We start from the raw sequence: 16893 nt of genomic DNA on the forward strand, positions 1-16893 counted from the left end.
TTGGGATAGGGGGTTAACGTTTAGGTTTGCCGGGGTCGAGAATGCGTACTGGTTGCACATCTTGCGTTTTTTGCTCTTCGCGTACTTGATTAACGCGGGTAGTCAACTCTGATGCCGACTCATCTTCAATCGGCAACTGCTCGAAAAAGTCGCAGTTAACGCATTCCCGGTAACGAATGCTGTTTTGCTCCCAGGCGCGAATTCGATCCATGGCTGCGCAGCGTGGGCAGGTTACTCCAGCAATAAAGCGTTTCACACTCGACATGAGAGGCTCCAACGGTGCGGCAGCCGATAAAGATACCGCACTTAGTGATGGTGAAAATAAACGTCAGGCTGCGCGGATACCGCTATGGCGCAGCAATGGCTCTACGCTTGGTTCACGGCCTCGGAAAGCGCGAAATAGCTCCGCTGCATCCCTCACGCCACCTGGCTCCAGGATCTCTTCGCGGAAGCGTTGACCAGTGATGGGGTCAAAAATACCAGCTTCTTCAAACGCGCTCCATGCATCAGCAGAGAGCACTTCCGCCCATTTGTAGCTGTAATAGCCCGCCGCATAGCCACCCGCAAAAATATGGCTAAAGCTATTCTGGAAGCGGTTAAAGTCAACCGTCGGCACGACAGAGGTATGGCTACGTACATCATCTAGTAGCGTTTGAACATCACTGGCGCTGGGCGCTTCCAGCTCATGGTGCAGGCGCAAATCGAATAATGAAAACTCTATTTGGCGCACCATTCCCATGGCTGATTGGAAGTTTTTGGCAGCCTGTAAACGCTCTAGCAGATCAGCGGGCAGAGGCTCGTCAGTATCGACATGCTTGGCGAGCAGGTCTAGTCCTTCGCGTTCCCAGCAGTAGTTCTCCATGAATTGGCTGGGCAGTTCAACGGCGTCCCAAGCAACGCCGTTAATACCAGAGATATCGGCGATATCCTGTTTGGTTAGCATGTGATGCAAACCGTGACCGAACTCATGAAACAGCGTGGTGACTTCATCATGTGTCAGTAGGGCGGGTTTATCGCCAACTGGGGCGGTGAAATTACAGGTTAGAAATGCTACTGGCAGCTGAAGGCCATTCTCAGTTTGGCGGCGTACGCGGCAATCAGCCATCCACGCACCACCACGTTTGCTTTCGCGAGCGTAAAGGTCCAAGTAGAAACCAGCGATCGGCTTTCCCTGTTCAGTAATACGGAAGTACTGAACATCGTTGTGATAGCTAGGCGCCTTAAGGTCTGCCTCGATTCGAACGCCATACAGGCGCTCTACGACTTGAAACAGTCCATCCACCACCCGTGGCGCAGAGAAGTAAGGGCGAAGCTGCTCTTGTGAGATGGAGTGACGCGCCTCGCGCAGTTTTTCGCTGGCATAGGCCACATCCCACGGCTCAAGCGTTTCAATCCCTAATTCTTCGCGGGCATAGCCGCTGAGCTCTGCGACTTCTTCCTTGGCCTGCGGGACGGCGCGGCGAGCGAGGTCATTCAGAAACTCAAGCACCTGTTCGGGAGAGTCGGCCATCTTCGTCGTGAGCGAATAATCAGCGTAGGTAGGAAAGCCGAGTAAATGAGCAAGCTCTTGGCGAAGTGCCAGTATCTCTTCAAGAACGGGAGCATTGTCGAACTTCCCCGTATCTGGGCCTTGATCGGAAGCACGGGTGACAAACGCGGTATATACCTCACGCCGCAATTCTCGGTTATCAGCGTAACTAATAATCGGGAAAAAACTTGGGAAATCGAGAGTAATGCGGTAGCCATCGACACCTTTAGCTTGGGCGTTTGCTTTCAGCGTATCGAGCGCACTTTCCGGCACACCGGCAAGTTCATCAAGATGACCAATATCCTTATGCCATGCTTGTGTAGCATCGAGCACGTTGTTAGAAAACTGGTTGGATAAGGTTGATAGGCGTGCTTGGATCTCACCGTAGCGGGTCTTTTTGTCAGCGGGCAAATCGACGCCGGCCAGACGAAAATCGCGCAAAGCGTTATCTACTGTGCGCTGCTGAGCAGGGGTTAGCTGCGTCCATCTATCTTTCTGCTTAAGTGCCTGCCAACCATTAAAAAGACCTTCGTGCTGTCCCATCCAAGTGCTAAACGCTGAGAGCTTTTCTAAACATGCCTGATAGGCTTCCCGCAGTTCGGGGGTGTTCATCGTGCCGTTAAGATGTGAGATAGGCGACCACGCCTGAGAAAGACGATCATTAACAGCCTCTAGCGGCGCAGCAAAGTTATCCCAACGTGGTGGCGCTGTAGCGGCCTGTTGAGCGAGTCGGTCGATGACTTCCCGGCTTTCATTTAGCAGCGCTTCCACCGCAGGCACGACGTGTTCGGCGCGAATGTCAGTGAAAGGGGGAAGCTCATGCGGCTCTAGCAACGGATTGCGGGACATAGGCACCTCGTAGGCATTAATTTTTAACTCGTAACGTTTTTAAATACGTTAGTGGCGCATAAAAACGCAATAATAATGACACAGTGCGGGCGGTGGGGCTGCGTTTCAATGTCTAAGCTTAATAGTGTGTCTTATAGCAAGGTTTGGCCTAAGCGTAAGTGCCTGCTAGTCTTGCCGACTTTTAGTGTCGCCAACTAGTGCCACCAATGGCAGGAGCAAGTGATGAGTGAAACGCTGGAGCGCTGGGGGTCAAAGCGAGCCTTCATCTTAGCGGTAACGGGAGCTGCAGTTGGGTTGGGTAATATTTGGCGCTTCCCGTACGTTGCAGGCGAGAACGGTGGTGCGGCATTTTTATTGATCTATGTGGCGTTCGTACTTCTGTTAGGTATCCCTGTAATGATGGCCGAGATTTTAATTGGGCGGGCGGGGCGCCGGGGGCCTATGCAAGCACTGAGTAGGCTAGCTGTTGAAGCAGGCGCTTCTCGACACTGGCGTTGGTTAGGGTTGTTTGGAGCATTCACCGTCTTCTGTATTTTATCGTTTTACTCGGTGGTGTCAGGTTGGTCGATTGAGTTTTTAGTCGCTTCAATAAACGGAAATTTCGATGGCGCAAGTGCCGCAGAAATAGGTGCGGGTTTCGAGGCGTTTCTGGCAAACCCAGGCCTGTTGATTTTTAATCACTCGTTGTTCCTATTTATGACCATGACAGTCGTGGCCGCTGGCGTTGCCAAAGGCCTAGAGCGGTTGAACAACCTATTAATGCCGCTGCTGTACGGTTTATTGTTGCTACTGGCTGGTTATGCCACGACCACCGACGGATTTGGTACAGCCCTTTCATGGTTGTTTTTACCGTCTTTTGGCGATGTAACGACTTCAGTGGTGTTGCATGCTATGGGGCATGCGTTTTTTACCCTTGCCGTAGGGGCCTGCGCGCTAATGGCTTATGGGGCTTATATGCCTGATGAGCAGAGCTTACCGAAAGCCGCTTTTGCAGTTGCAATGCTCGATATCAGCGTCGCCTTGTTAGCAGGGATTGCGATCTTTTCGGTGGTATTTGCCCAAGGTATGGACCCCGCTGATGGTCCTGGGTTGATGTTTGTGACGCTGCCTATTGCTTTTTCTGAGCTGCCTTGGGGAGCGTTTTGGTTAAGTGTGTTCTTTTTGCTGCTCTTATTGGCTACCTGGACGTCAGCGATTAACCTCGCTGAACCCATGGTGGCAACGTTGCAAGGGCTTGGCTGGCGTCGCAGTGTATCAACGGCCGTCGTGGCGCTTAGCGTATGGCTGTTAGGACTGCTTTCGGCATTTTCGTTTTCTACCCTCGCCGATTTTAGACCGTTGTTTGGTCGTAATGTGTTTGAGTTAGTTAGTAGTATTCCGCCTGATATTTTTCTGCCTATGGGGGGGCTATTAATTGCTATCTTTGCGGCATGGGTGATGCCCCGTACGCAGGTTGTACAGGCATTGGGTGTTGGCGAGAGAGGCTATGTACTCTGGCGTAATATTGTACGCTGGGTGTCGATTCCGCTGACGTTTATTGTATTGCTCGGCGGGTTGCTATAGTCCTTGAATATTTGAATCCAGTAGCGTTAAACAGGAGTGTGCAATGAGCAATGCCCTACGACCATTTCAAGGTATGTCGCCTCGCCTGGGTGAACGGGTTTATATCGACCCCGCCAGTGTGGTGATTGGTGATGTAGAGCTGGGCGATGACTGTTCGGTGTGGCCGACGACCGTGATTAGGGGGGATATGCATCGGATTCGCATTGGCGCTCGCACTAGCGTGCAGGATGGCAGCGTGCTGCATATTACCCATGCCAGCGATTTCAATCCTGATGGTTTCCCACTGACGATTGGTGATGATGTCACCATTGGCCATAAAGCGATTTTACATGGCTGTACGCTGGGTAGCCGTATTTTGGTGGGTATGGGGGCGATTGTGATGGATGGAGCAGTTGTCGAGGATGAGGTGATTATTGCGGCTGGCGCAGTTGTTACACCAGGCAAACGTTTGGAAAGCGGTTATGTCTATGCTGGAAACCCGGCGAAAGCGTTGCGTCCACTCAAAGATAAAGAGCGCGCTTTCTTTCCTTACACGGCAGGCAACTACGTTAAGTTAAAAGATCAGTTCCTCACTCAGTAAATTTTCTAATGTAGGCGCTAAGCAGTTGGCCTAACACTCTTTTTTCTTAAATAGTCATGTTGCGGCAGCCAAAAATCTGGTAATTTATCCAGTTTTCCAGGATGCCGCGCTATGGCGAATTTTCGCACGCACATTACGGTAGCAGCAGCAGGCGGCGTGCTAATGGCTTATGTCGGCTGGCAGGCACAGTGGTGGCCAGCGACTCAGGCGCTATTAATTATTGCCTTGGTAGCCTTTGGCGGTATTTTGCCTGACATAGATGCAGATCGTTCTCGCTCTATTCGTTTGATTTTTAACCTTCTATCAGTACCTTCACTAGTGCTGGGTGTACTGTTGCTGCAACCGTGGTTAACGCCTGGATTATTGCTAGTGGCCTGTGGAAGCATCTACTTTAGCGTACGTTACCTTGCGGCGGTGGTGTTCTCACGGCTAACGGTTCATCGAGGTATTTGGCATTCACTAATGGCTGCTATGTTGTGTGCGTTAGCGACGGCTGCGCTTAGTTTTCATTTACTGGCACAGCCGGCTTGGCTGGCCTGGTGTCACGGGGCAGCAGTACTGTTAGGGTTTATTATCCATTTAAGTCTTGATGAACTCTTTAGTGTGGATCTAGAAGGCGCGCGGCTAAAGCGTTCATTTGGAACCGCGCTGAAGCTGGGTGATGGCCGACGTCCGCTATCAAATGTCTTTATGCTGATTGCGCTATTAACGCTAGTGCCATGGGTACCGCCCTGGGATGTACTGGTTGAATTGCTTCATCAAGGGTCGCTGCTATGGCGATAATCGTCAGCGCTTAAGCTGTGTTTTTTGAGTTTGTCGTAGAAGGTTTTGCGGGGAATTCCCAGATGGCGGCACACGTCAGTGACTCTACCATGGTGGCGGGCCAGGGATTGGCTAATTAGGCTCTTTTCAAATAGCTCAACCTGCCGAGGTAGCGTGGGTTCCTCTGTGTCGGCACTGACCCCTTCTAGTAGCGCATCTAAGCGGTAGTCAAAGGCGGCTCCCAATAGCACATATCGCTCGGCAAGGTTACGCAGTTCACGAACATTACCAGGCCAGTCGTGAGCCAGCAGGGCAGCAATCGAAGGGCTATCCAGGGTGGGGGCTTCTAAGCCACTACGGTTGGCAGCGATCACCGCGAAATGTTGGAATAACAGCGGGATGTCTTCGCGTCGTTCGCGCAGTGCGGGCAGCGGTAGGGTGACCACGTTGAGTCGATAGTAGAGATCTTCGCGAAAGTATCCCTCTTCGGCAGCCGCTTTAAGGTCCACTTTGGTGGCAGCAATTACACGAATATTGAGTGGCACCGTCTCGTTGGCCCCAAGGCGCTCGACACTACGCTCTTGCAAGACGCGTAACAGTTTAACCTGGAGCGCCAATGGCATTGACTCGATTTCATCCAGGAATACGGTGCCGCCATTGGCATGCTCGAATTTACCAATTCGCCGTTCTACTGCGCCGGTAAAGGCACCTTTTTCATGGCCAAACAGCTCTGACTCTATGGTGTTTTCTGGCACCGCGCCGCAGTTGATCGCCATGAACGGGCTATTACGCCGGGCGCTGCGTTCATGAATGGCGCGGGCAACAAGGTCTTTTCCGGTGCCGGTTTCGCCAAACAGGAGTACATCAGCTTCTACTTGGCTGATGCGTTGAATCATTGCCGCTAGGCGAGAAATCACCGCCGTACGGCCAACTAAACGAGGCCCAAGAGCGGCTTGTTGTACCTCAAGTTCAGCTTTTAAACGCAGATTTTCCAAGCTTAGCTGGCGCTTTTCGATGCCTCGCCTCACAACATCAAGTAGCTGGTCGCCCGCGAAAGGTTTTTCCAGAAAATCCCAAGCGCCTGCACGCATTGCTTCTACCGCCGTCGATATATCACCGTGACCAGTGATTAAAATAATTGGCAGTGTGGCATCGCGACTATGTAACTCATTCAACAGCGTCATGCCGTCCATTCCTGGCATCCTGATATCGCTAACAATGACACCGGGGAAATTCGCTGGCAGAGCTTCCAGCGCTTGCTCAGCAGATTCAAAGCAGTGAGGTGTGTAGCCGGCAAGTTCAAGTGTTTGGCTAGCGGTGATACGCAGGTGCGGTTCATCGTCGATCACCATGACCGGCAGTGTCGACGGCTCATGCATGGTTGTTATGCTCCTTGACTGAAGGCGGCGGCAGTACGTTAGGTGTTGCTGAGCAGGGCAGCGTAACGGTGAATCTTGCCCCGCCGGTGGGCTGATTTGCTGCCTGCAACTTGCCGCCCAGATCTTCCATAATACGTGAGGAAATCGAAAGTCCTAGTCCTAATCCGCTACCGGGTGCTTTCGTGGTGAAGAAGGGTTCGAAAATTTGGCCCAAGTGATGTTCCGGGACCCCCGGGCCATTATCGGCAACGCTGATCAGCACTTGCTGTTGCGCGATTTCTACCCGTAGCGTCAGTACGGGTGACGCTACCTCTTTCATTGCCTGTAGCGCGTTGCTAATCAGGTTTACCAGCACTTGCTCCAGGCGTACTAAGTCACCTTCCACCCAAAGTGTGTCTTCAGGCCACTGCTGAACCACGGTGATGCCATCATCTCGTAAGCGGCTTTGAAATAAACGCAGTGCGTACTCAATACAGGCTTGGACAGAGATTGTTTCCTGGCGCTCGCTGCTCTTACGAGAAAACTGGCGCAGCTGGGCGCTAATGTCGGCCATGCGCTGTGTAAGCTCAACAATCTGCGCTAGGTTGGCATCCGCTTTATCTACCCGCGCTAGTTCAATAAACCGTCGACCATTTTCAGCGTAAGCGCGAATAGCGGCTAACGGTTGATTTAACTCGTGATTGATACCCGCAGCCAATTGGCCTAAGACCGCTAATTTTGCTGCTTGGATCAGTTCATCTTGGGTTTGGCGCAAATTAGCTTCTGCTCTTCGCCGTTCTTCAATTTCATCGGAAAGCCGCTGATTACTGGCAACTAAGTCACGTGTTCTTCGTTCTACGCTAACCTCTAGCTCATCTCGCACTCTTGCTAACGTTTGCCGTTCGCGCTCTGCAAATGCTTCGCGCTCTCGACGTAAACGCAAGCGTTGCCAACCAATACCACCGCCCAAGGTCACCACACCATATAAGCCTCCCGCCATGAGTGCTGCAAGCCATTGGGCGTTCACTACCGGGGTTAGTGGTTTTAAAATATGCATTTGCCAGCCAAACTCTGGGATGGGGCGCGTCAAGCTTAAATAGCGCCCGCCATCTAATGGCCCGCTAGCAAAGCTAACAAGGTAGCTATCAGCCCCGTAAGGAGCTTCAAGTTGAATACCTGAAGGCGTTAAAGGCTCCATTGCATAGCGTCGGGTTGCTCGTAGAGTGTCGCGCTGGCTGTCAGTAAGAGGGTAAAGAGCGTTCATGCGCAGCTCAGGGTGGCTGGCCATGAAAATAATATTATCGCTATCGGTAACAAACAGCTCAGCATCCTGTTCCGCCCAGCTCTCTTCAACATCGTCGAGCAGCACTTTGACGACGATAACTCCGTCGGGTTTTGCATCGGGGGAGGTATCATCAAGCCACACCGGCGCAGAAAAGTAGTAACCACGCTCAAGCGACTGTACGCCTAAACCATAGAAACGCCCTTGCCCCCCAGTAATGGCATCGGTGTAATAGCTGCGGAACGCGTAGTTTTGACCAATAAATGTATTGGGGCGGTGCCAGTTGCTGGCGGCGATGGTATCGGCGTCACGGTTTAGTAAATAAACATCGGATACCCCAGAGGTAAAACGAAAACGATCAAGCAGCAAGTTGAGTGGCATAGAGTCTTGGCTGTCTGGGGAATCTAAAAAACGTTGTACGCCTTCCCTGGTCGCCAGCATTTGCGGCAAATAATCATAGCGCAGTAGGTAACCGTTGAGGTTGGCGGCAGAAAGCCGCAGCTCGTTTTCAGCATCGTCTTGTAAGTTTGATAATGCCTGCTCGCGGGCCAATTGAGCGGCTTGCCACATGCAAAATATAAGCCCAAGCGAAATCACTATCAGCCAGAGCAGTCGCCAGCGTAGGTCTGAAAGGCGAAGTAAGTGTTTCATGCAGGTGTGCTGCTGGTGCCCTGCGCACGACGCAGTGCACGCTGAGCGCGGGTTTCGGCTCTGGCCATTTCGAGAAGACCTTCCTCAACATATACTAGGTGTTCGTGTGCTCGGGAGCGGGCGTCTTCAGCACGACCCTCTAAAATTGCATCCAGTAGTGCGCGGTGCTGCTTCATTAACTGCGCGCGTGAGTTTGGCTTTGCAAAAAGATGAGCGAGGTTATCAACGATGCTTTGCTCTAATAAATGAAAAATGCCTCGAATAGTGTGAAGTAGCAATACGTTGTGAGCTGCTTCTGCAATAGCGAGGTGGAAGGCGGCGTCTAGCTTTGCTTCTTGGGCTGGGTTGGCGCCTACAAACCCGCCGTCGAGTTCTTCAAAACGTTGGATAAGAACGGCTTTATCGGCTGGTGTTGAGCGTAATGCTGCGTAATAAGCCGAAATTCCCTCCATTGCATCGCGAAACTCAAGTAAATCCAGGTGAAACTCATTGTGTCGTGAAAGCATTTCTAACAGCGGGTCGGTGTAGCCGCTGTTTAGCGTTTCATTAACAAATGTACCGCCCCCTTGGCGGCTATTCAGCAGGCCTCGTGCGGCAAGCTTTTGGATAGCTTCGCGTAGAGAAGGGCGAGAAACGCCAAAACGTTCGGCAAGCTCTCTTTCTGGGGGCAGGCGCTGGCCAGGCTTGAGGCTACCTTCAAGAATCATTGCCTCAAGGCGCTCAGTAATTACATCAGCCAAACGTTGTTGGCGAAGGGGCGGATACGACATGAAATTCATGCTCCTATAATTGGTAATACCAATTCTAAAAGTTTCATATGTTTTGCTCAAGCATCAATTATAAACCTCAGCTTATCCATAGAGATTAGGTAGAAAGTAACTTCTTGCTTATGTAACTAAAGTATAAGCGTGGTAAAAGCCTTTGTTGGGGTTGTCAATTGACATGATGAAAGGGGCTGTTTAGTGTGGCATCTAATCAATCTGTAAATTGGTAATACCAATTTTACTTGCGGCGTTTAACATTAACGCTTCGATGACCGTGTATAGATAGTACTTATAAATAGTGCATCTATTTATTGCATAGGGCCTGCCATGATCATTTCATCACCTACGGACTACCGCCAAGCTGCCAAGCGTCGTATTCCCTCGTTTCTGTTTCACTATGCTGACGGCGGGTCATACGCAGAGCATACGTTGCGGAGCAATGTTGAAGACCTGGCGGGTGTCGCGTTGCGGCAGCGGGTGTTAAAGGATATGTCGTCGCTATCGCTGGAAACCGAGCTGTTTGGCGAAAAGATGGCAATGCCTCTTGCCTTGGCGCCGGTGGGGCTAACCGGCATGTACGCTAGGCGTGGTGAAGTCCAGGCAGCGCGGGCAGCGACCAAGAAAGGCATACCATTTACGTTATCGACGGTATCCGTATGCCCTATTGCTGAAGTGGCGTCGGCAGTTGAGCGGCCCATTTGGTTTCAGCTTTATGTACTGAAGGATCGGGGCTTTATGAAGCACGTGCTTGAGCGTGCTAAGGCGGCAGGGGTTAAAACATTAATCTTCACCGTTGATATGCCTGTACCTGGGGCGCGTTATCGCGATGCCCACTCAGGTATGAGCGGCAAAAGCGGGCCTATGAAACGTATGCTTCAGGCTGCATTGCATCCTCTTTGGGCTTGGGATGTAGGTGTTCGTGGTCGCCCGCATGATCTAGGCAACGTGTCTGATTATCGTGGTCAGCCGACAGAGCTTGAGGATTATATTGCTTGGCTTGGCGATAACTTTGATCCCTCTATTTCCTGGAAAGATCTGGATTGGATTCGTGAGCAATGGGATGGCCCAATGGTTATTAAGGGCATATTGGATGCTGAAGATGCCCGTGATGCAGTCCGCTTTGGGGCTGATGGTATTGTGGTTTCAAATCACGGTGGCCGTCAGTTAGATGGCGTGCCTTCTACCGCGCGTGCTCTGCCTGCTATTGCAGATGCAGTTAAGGGTGACTTAGCCATCCTGGCAGATTCTGGTGTGCGTAATGGGTTGGATGTAGTAAGGATGGTTGCCATGGGCGCAGATACAGTATTGATCGGTCGCGCCTTTATCTATGCGCTGGCAGCAGCAGGTGAGGCGGGGGTTGCTAACCTGCTTGAGCTTTTCGAAAAAGAGATGAGGGTGGCAATGACGCTCACCGGCGCGCGAACGATTGCTGATCTCAACACCGAGTCATTAGTGCCTGACGCGATTCCTGTACTTAAATAGAAAGGGTAATGTAGAGAAAGGGGAATATAGAAGGGTGACGTTGCTGAGTTTTTTTATAAAAGCCCTTGCCAAGACGGCAGCGAATCCGTAATGTACGCATTCGCTGCCGTCTTGGCAAGTGGTTTTTTGAGAAAACGTGAATAAACTTTAACTTTTAGGTTTAGCTTTGCGCATAACAGCCAATACGGGACCTGAGCACACGTAAGCACCAAAAAGCAGCAACAGCATCACAGAAGGCTCAACAGAGATCATTACGAACCCTAGTACCACCGCTAGAAGCACAACAAACGGGACAGGCTTTTTGAAATCGAGGTCTTTGAAGCTGTAATAACGAATATTGCTAACCATCAGCACACCCGCTGCCCCTACTACAAACAACATAAGCAGTTTAAAACCTACCGCATCTGCATCAAAGCTATGGAAGGTCCACACACTAGCGGCCACTAAAGCTGCAGCGGATGGACTTGGCAAACCGATAAACCACTTTTTATCAACACTACCAATCTGTACATTAAAGCGTGCCAATCGCAGTGCGGCACAAGCCACGTAAAGAAACGCCACGACCCAACCAGTTTTACCGATGTCTTGTAAAATCCAGGTGAAGGCCACCAATGCAGGTGCCATACCGAACGAGATCATATCGGCAAGGCTATCGTACTCTGCGCCAAACTCGCTTTGGGTATTGGTCATACGGGCAACACGGCCATCAAGCCCGTCAAGCACCATGGCGATAAAAATTGCCACTGCCGCCGAAGTGAATTCTCCGTTAATGCCAGCCACTACCGCAAAGAACCCTGAAAACAACGCAGATGTAGTAAACAAGTTAGGTAATAAGTAAATGCCTTTTCGGCGAATTTTCTTACCGTCCTCGACCGCTTCTTCAACGACTTCAGTTTCACGCAGAAAAACGCTAGCTAGATCTTCATTACTTACGTCGTCATGACTGGTGTAGCCATTATTTACCTTTTCGTGACTAGCGTCGTCTTGACCTCCAGCACTACTGCCTTCCGTTTTCTGGCCTTCTTGAGGCACTGACTGCGGGGACTGTTTACGCTCTTGATCGCGAGCATCCTGGGTCATAAATATCATCCGTTTGAAGTGAAGTCACAAGAACAGTGATCTCTTTTCATTCTACACGGTGAGGCTCACTCAGCCAGTCAATTACAGTATGCAACGCTAAACGCCTCGGGGCGCGACAGTGCGCGCCCCGAGGCTCTAACTAGAGTATTAACACGCTAACTGCTTAGTTTTTCGACTTATCAACCAACTGGTTGGCAGCGATCCACGGCATCATGCCGCGTAGCTTAGCGCCAACTTGCTCAATTTCGTGCTCAGCATTCAAGCGACGACGAGCTGTCATAGACGGGTAGTTAGTATTGCCTTCCTGAATGAACATTTTGGCATACTCACCCGTTTGGATGCGCTTGAGTGCGTTGCGCATTGCTGCACGAGACTCATCGTTAATCACTTCAGGGCCAGTCACATACTCACCGTACTCCGCATTGTTGGAGATAGAGTAGTTCATGTTGGCGATGCCGCCTTCGTACATCAGGTCAACAATCAGCTTAAGTTCATGCAGACACTCGAAGTAAGCCATCTCCGGCGCGTAGCCTGCTTCAGTCAGCGTTTCAAAGCCAGCTTTAACCAGCTCAACCGCGCCACCACACAAAACTGCTTGCTCGCCAAACAGGTCCGTTTCGGTCTCATCTTTAAAGGTAGTTTCGATAATGCCACTACGGCCACCACCGACGCCTGCCGCGTAGGAAAGCGCTAATTCTTTGGCATTACCAGACGCATCTTGGTGGATAGCGATCAGATCAGGAATACCGCCACCTTTAACGAACTCGGAGCGTACCGTGTGGCCCGGTGCTTTCGGCGCAATCATGATGACATCAAGATCTTTACGCGGCTCGATTTGGTTGTAGTGGATATTAAAGCCGTGGGCGAAGGCTAAGGTCGCACCTTCTTTCAAGTTCGGCTCTACTTCCTGCTCGTAGATCGCTTTTTGGTTTTCATCCGGCGCTAGAATCATGACAACGTCTGCGGTTTTACACGCTTCCGGTACGCTTGCCACTTTCAGACCTGCGGCTTCTGCTTTAGCTGCAGAAGAGGAACCCTTGCGCAGCGCAACAGTGACGTCGACGCCCGACTCTTTCAAGTTATTGGCATGGGCATGACCTTGCGAGCCATAACCAACAATCGTGACTTTCTTGGCTTGAATGAGGGACAGATCACAATCTTTATCGTAATAAACGTGCATAGCGAGACTCCAAAATCGAATTTGATTAAAACATGATCGTTATATAGGGATAATTTATAGATGTCGTATCAGCGTTGATGGCCACCCGTGCCGTCTTTTGCAGCACTGGGCTTTGGCGTTGAAGTCACTGTACGCCACTGACACCATTGCGTAAAACGCTATATTTGCAACATACTATTTCTAATTATGAAACATAAATCTTAACAGTGGGCTTACTATGGATTTTCGCTTACTAAAGCATGTGATAACACTAGCCGAGACACTGCACTTTGGCCGTGCTAGCGAGCTTTGTCATATCAGCCCATCCACCTTGAGCCGCTCAATTCAACAGGTTGAAGCCGAGCTAGGCACACGCCTGTTTGAGCGCGATAATCGCCATGTCACACTCACCCCCCAAGGCCTAGCGTTTCAGCACTATGCAAAAGAGACCTTAGAACAGTGGGAAATGCAGAAGCGGACACTGGCCGCCACGGCGGCACAACTACGCGGAGAAATAAGCATTTACTGCTCAGTAACTGCGAGCTATAGCTTTCTCTATGAGCTATTAAGCGATGTACGCACCCGCCACCCAGGCATCGAGCTAAAGCTGCATACCGGTGACCCCGCTGACGCCATGTCGCGGGTACTGGAAGGCGCCGACGACATGGCCATTACCCCCCGCCCGCGGATTCCACCCAGCGCCTTGGCCTTCAAATCACTTACTCGCTCGCCGCTACTGTTTATTGCACCTAGAGAAGCCCACGACTGGCTGCCAAACCAGCCAGAGAGCTCAACAGCTGAGCAATGGCGTGACGTACCGATGATTCTTTCAGAGGCAGGGCTTTCAAGGGAATATGCCAATACGTGGTTTAAAGCGATGGGTATAACGCCGCGTATTTATGCCCAAGTGGCCGGACACGAAGCCATTGTTAGCATGGTAGGGCTGGGGTTTGGCGTGGGCGTGGTACCAAAAATCGTGCTAGATAACAGCCCGCTGGCCGAACGCGTGCAGGTGCTCAACGTGAAACCGGAGCTACCCCACTACGATGTTGGAGTTTGCGTGCTTAATCGACGACTCAAAAACCCGATGATTGATGCCTTCTGGGCGACCGTGACGCCACGCTAACAAGCGTTAAATAACACCATAAAAAAAGCCGCCCTAGGTACGGACGGCTTTCTCAGTTGCTTTTTCAACGACTTACTCAGCTAGCATGCTTCGTTTACAGTGATAGCACTTTATCGCCGCGAGCAATACCAGATACCCCGGTACGCGCCACTTCGAGAATGCCTACCGGCGCCATGGCCTGCAGAAAGGCATCCAGCTTAGAGGCGTCACCGGTAATCTGAACGGTATAAAGGCTTGGCGTTACGTCGACAATCTGCGCCCGGAAAATATCTACCGTACGCTTCACTTCATCGCGGGCTGCGCCTAGCGCTTTTACTTTCACCAGCATCAATTCACGCTCAATGTGGTTACCTTCCGTCAGATCGACTAGCTTCACCACATCAATCAGTTTATTAAGATGCTTGGTGATTTGCTCAATGACCCGGTCATCACCCACGGTAGTCACCGTCAGACGTGAAAGCGACGGATCCTCAGTCGGCGCAACGTTCAGCGTTTCAATGTTGAAGTTACGCTGGGAGAACAGCCCGACTACACGTGACAGCGCACCCGGTTCGTTTTCCATCAGAATCGAGATGATATGACGCATCAGGTACGCTCCGTTTTAGACAGCAGCATGTCACGCATGGAACCTAATGGCACCTGCATCGGATAGACGTGCTCAAAAGGATCGACCTTCACATCCAGGAACACCAGTTCATGCTTGTTAGCAAAGGCGCGCTCTAGCGCCGGCTCCAATTCATCAAGGGTGTTCACGGTGATCGCGGTAAATCCGTAAGCCTCAATGAGCATATGGAAGTCCGGCAGCGACTCCATATAAGAGTGAGCATGACGGGATTTGTAGTTCAAATCCTGCCATTGGCGCACCATGCCAAGCGATGCATTGTTGAGGTTTACAATTTTGACGCCCACCCCGTACTGCTTACAGGTAGAAAGCTCCTGCATCATCATCTGGAAGCTGCCCTCTCCGGTAACGCATACCACGTCGTCGTCCGGGAAGTTTTGCTTGATGCCCATCGCGGCCGGGAAGCCAAAGCCCATTGTGCCTAGACCACCCGAGGTGATCAGTCGATTAGGCTTGTCGAACTTGTAATACTGAGCAGCAAACATCTGGTGCTGGCCAACATCCGTTGTTACATAGGCTTCACCACGCGTAACACGACACAGCGCCTCAACAACTTCCTGAGGCTTCAGCACTTCGCCTGGTTTAGAGGGCTCGTATAGCTTGCCTTCACGCTCGGCACGCCAGCCGTCAATTTTCTGCCACCATTCGGTCAGCGCTTCAGGCTGCGAAATTGTCTGGCCTTGAACCAAGCTGATCATTTCATTAATGACGCTAGCCGCAGGCCCCACAATAGGCACATCGGCACGCACGGTTTTAGACACCGAGCTTGGATCCACATCCACGTGAATAATTTTTGCCGTAGGGCAAAACTTCGACGTGTTATTAGTCACTCGGTCATCAAAACGCGCGCCAATCGCGATGATCAAATCCGCATGATGCATGGCCATATTGGACTCGTACGAGCCGTGCATACCCAACCAGCCCAGACACTGCCGGTCACTTTGCGGATAAGAACCAATGCCCATCAACGTTGTGGTAATGGGGAAGCCGAGCTGTTTGACCAAATCGGTCAAACCTTCGCTTGCCTTGCCAGTTACCACGCCACCGCCGGTATAGAACACCGGGCGCTTGGCTTTCAGCATCATCTCAACGGCTTTTTTAATTTGACCGGTATGCCCCCGAGTTACCGGGTTATAAGAGCGCATCTTGACCTTTTTCGGATAGATGTACTCATAACGCTCGGTCGGCGCGGTCATATCTTTAGGGATATCGACCACAACCGGGCCTGGGCGACCAGTTGCCGCAAGATAGAAGGCTTTTTTCAGCACTTCTGGAATCTCAGACGGATGCCGAATTGAGAAGCTGTGCTTCACGATAGGGCGAGTCACACCGATAATATCGGTTTCCTGGAAGGCGTCGTCACCGATCAGGTGGCTCATTACCTGCCCACACAGCACAACCATAGGAATGGAATCCATATAGGCCGTTGCAATGCCGGTAACCGCGTTGGTAGCACCGGGACCTGATGTAACAAGCACACACCCTGGTTTACCTGAAGCACGGGCATAGCCATCTGCAGCGTGAGTCGCCGCCTGTTCATGACGCACTAGAATGTGCTTCACTTTGTCCTGACGGAACAGCGCATCATAAATATGCAGTGCTGCACCACCGGGATAACCATAAATGTATTCAACGCCCTCATCTTGCAAGAAGCGGGCGATCATATCTGCGCCGGAAAGCAGTTCCACTGTGTTTCTCCCCTGGAGGTCTCGAGTGCGATCCGCAGGACATCCTGCGGTGTCGAGTGCGGCGGTATGCCGCTGCCGGCCCATGCCGGCACCTGATGCCAAACCCTGGCATATGGCCCGGTTAGGGCCTGCACTCTCATCGGAAGCACTGACATATTATGCAATACACCAGCGACTCCCTTACACGACGGTTTGCCGTGTCGGGGCGTTGGCCAGGTCGGGCGGTTAGCCCAAGCCCGGAAGTCCTTCGGCGGGTAAAGGCTGTCGCCTACCCTTCGCGCGGGGATTAGGGGTTGCCCGTTGGTTCCGCGCCCGCAAATCAGGAACCCACAAGATTCCATTAGCGCCCTCAACCTGTCAACCTCCGATCAAGACAAACGCAACAAACGTCGCAAGAAG

14 protein-coding genes are annotated in these 16893 nt (G+C 51.5%); 5 read left to right on the plus strand and 9 right to left on the minus strand.

The annotated features are described in order from the left end of the window. Nucleotides 1-13: 13 nt before the first annotated feature. Together CR46_RS0115835 and prlC are read right to left on the minus strand one after the other, a co-directional pair. Nucleotides 14-265, minus strand: a complete 252-nt coding sequence (locus CR46_RS0115835) for a YheV family putative zinc ribbon protein (RefSeq protein WP_030074328.1) — start codon at nt 263-265, stop codon at nt 14-16. Between the two features lie 63 nt (nt 266-328). Beyond that, nucleotides 329-2377: an oligopeptidase A gene (gene prlC / locus CR46_RS0115840; RefSeq protein WP_030074329.1), complete on the minus strand. Its 2049-nt coding sequence runs from the start codon at nt 2375-2377 to the stop codon at nt 329-331. Nucleotides 2378-2599: 222 nt separating this feature from the next. Between prlC and CR46_RS0115845 the strand changes: the two genes are divergently transcribed. The 3 genes from CR46_RS0115845 (at nt 2600) to CR46_RS0115855 (ending at nt 5303) form a co-directional block, all read left to right on the plus strand. Continuing rightward, nucleotides 2600-3940 carry a sodium-dependent transporter gene (locus CR46_RS0115845; RefSeq protein WP_030074330.1) on the plus strand — a complete coding sequence of 447 codons (1341 nt, stop codon included), beginning with the start codon at nt 2600-2602 and terminating at the stop codon, nt 3938-3940. 43 nt (nt 3941-3983) lie between these two features. Continuing rightward, nucleotides 3984-4520 (plus strand): gamma carbonic anhydrase family protein, encoded by a 537-nt coding sequence (locus tag CR46_RS0115850; RefSeq protein WP_030074331.1) that lies wholly within the window; start codon nt 3984-3986, stop codon nt 4518-4520. A gap of 111 nt (nt 4521-4631) precedes the next feature. Beyond that, nucleotides 4632-5303, plus strand: coding sequence for a metal-dependent hydrolase (locus CR46_RS0115855; RefSeq protein WP_030074332.1), 672 nt, complete (start codon nt 4632-4634; stop codon nt 5301-5303). Here the strand turns inward: CR46_RS0115855 and CR46_RS0115860 are convergent. The 3 genes from CR46_RS0115860 to CR46_RS0115870 are packed head-to-tail and all read right to left on the minus strand — an operon-like array spanning nt 5279 to nt 9343. Further along, on the minus strand, nt 5279-6661 hold the full coding sequence (locus tag CR46_RS0115860; RefSeq protein WP_030074333.1) for a sigma-54-dependent transcriptional regulator: 1383 nt from the start codon (nt 6659-6661) through the stop codon (nt 5279-5281). The two genes, CR46_RS0115855 and CR46_RS0115860, sit on opposite strands and share 25 nt — an antisense overlap. Next, complete coding sequence (locus tag CR46_RS0115865) at nt 6654-8573, minus strand: sensor histidine kinase (RefSeq protein WP_030074334.1); 1920 nt, start codon at nt 8571-8573, stop codon at nt 6654-6656. Before CR46_RS0115865 ends, CR46_RS0115860 begins: the two co-directional genes overlap by 8 nt. After that, on the minus strand, nt 8570-9343 hold the full coding sequence (locus CR46_RS0115870) for a GntR family transcriptional regulator (protein WP_030074335.1): 774 nt from the start codon (nt 9341-9343) through the stop codon (nt 8570-8572). Before CR46_RS0115870 ends, CR46_RS0115865 begins: the two co-directional genes overlap by 4 nt. 321 nt (nt 9344-9664) lie before the next feature. On the opposite strand from CR46_RS0115870, the gene lldD reads away from it, so the two are divergent. Next, entirely contained in the window at nt 9665-10819 is a 1155-nt protein-coding gene (gene lldD, locus CR46_RS0115875) for an FMN-dependent L-lactate dehydrogenase LldD (RefSeq protein ID WP_030074336.1), read from the plus strand. Between the two features lie 147 nt (nt 10820-10966). Here lldD and pssA read toward each other — a convergent pair whose 3' ends face one another. Continuing rightward, entirely contained in the window at nt 10967-11899 is a 933-nt protein-coding gene (gene pssA, locus CR46_RS0115880; protein WP_030074337.1) for a CDP-diacylglycerol--serine O-phosphatidyltransferase, read from the minus strand. Nucleotides 11900-12062: 163 nt separating this feature from the next. Next, a complete protein-coding gene (ilvC, locus tag CR46_RS0115885; RefSeq protein WP_016916053.1) occupies nt 12063-13079 on the minus strand; it encodes a ketol-acid reductoisomerase in 1017 nt (338 codons plus the stop codon). 217 nt (nt 13080-13296) lie between these two features. On the opposite strand from ilvC, the gene ilvY reads away from it, so the two are divergent. Further along, nucleotides 13297-14184 carry an HTH-type transcriptional activator IlvY gene (gene ilvY, locus CR46_RS0115890; protein WP_030074338.1) on the plus strand — a complete coding sequence of 296 codons (888 nt, stop codon included), beginning with the start codon at nt 13297-13299 and terminating at the stop codon, nt 14182-14184. 94 nt (nt 14185-14278) lie between these two features. On the opposite strand, the gene ilvN is transcribed toward ilvY, so the two are convergent. Both ilvN and CR46_RS0115900 read right to left on the minus strand, forming a co-directional pair. Further along, nucleotides 14279-14770 (minus strand): acetolactate synthase small subunit, encoded by a 492-nt coding sequence (gene ilvN / locus CR46_RS0115895; RefSeq protein WP_030074339.1) that lies wholly within the window; start codon nt 14768-14770, stop codon nt 14279-14281. Continuing rightward, on the minus strand, nt 14770-16494 hold the full coding sequence (locus tag CR46_RS0115900) for an acetolactate synthase 3 large subunit (RefSeq protein WP_030074340.1): 1725 nt from the start codon (nt 16492-16494) through the stop codon (nt 14770-14772). The genes ilvN and CR46_RS0115900 overlap by 1 nt, the downstream gene beginning before the upstream one ends. Nucleotides 16495-16893 lie beyond the last annotated feature (399 nt).

This window comes from Vreelandella neptunia (genome assembly GCF_000712975.1).
Taxonomy (GTDB): Bacteria; Pseudomonadota; Gammaproteobacteria; order Pseudomonadales; family Halomonadaceae; genus Vreelandella; species Vreelandella qaidamensis.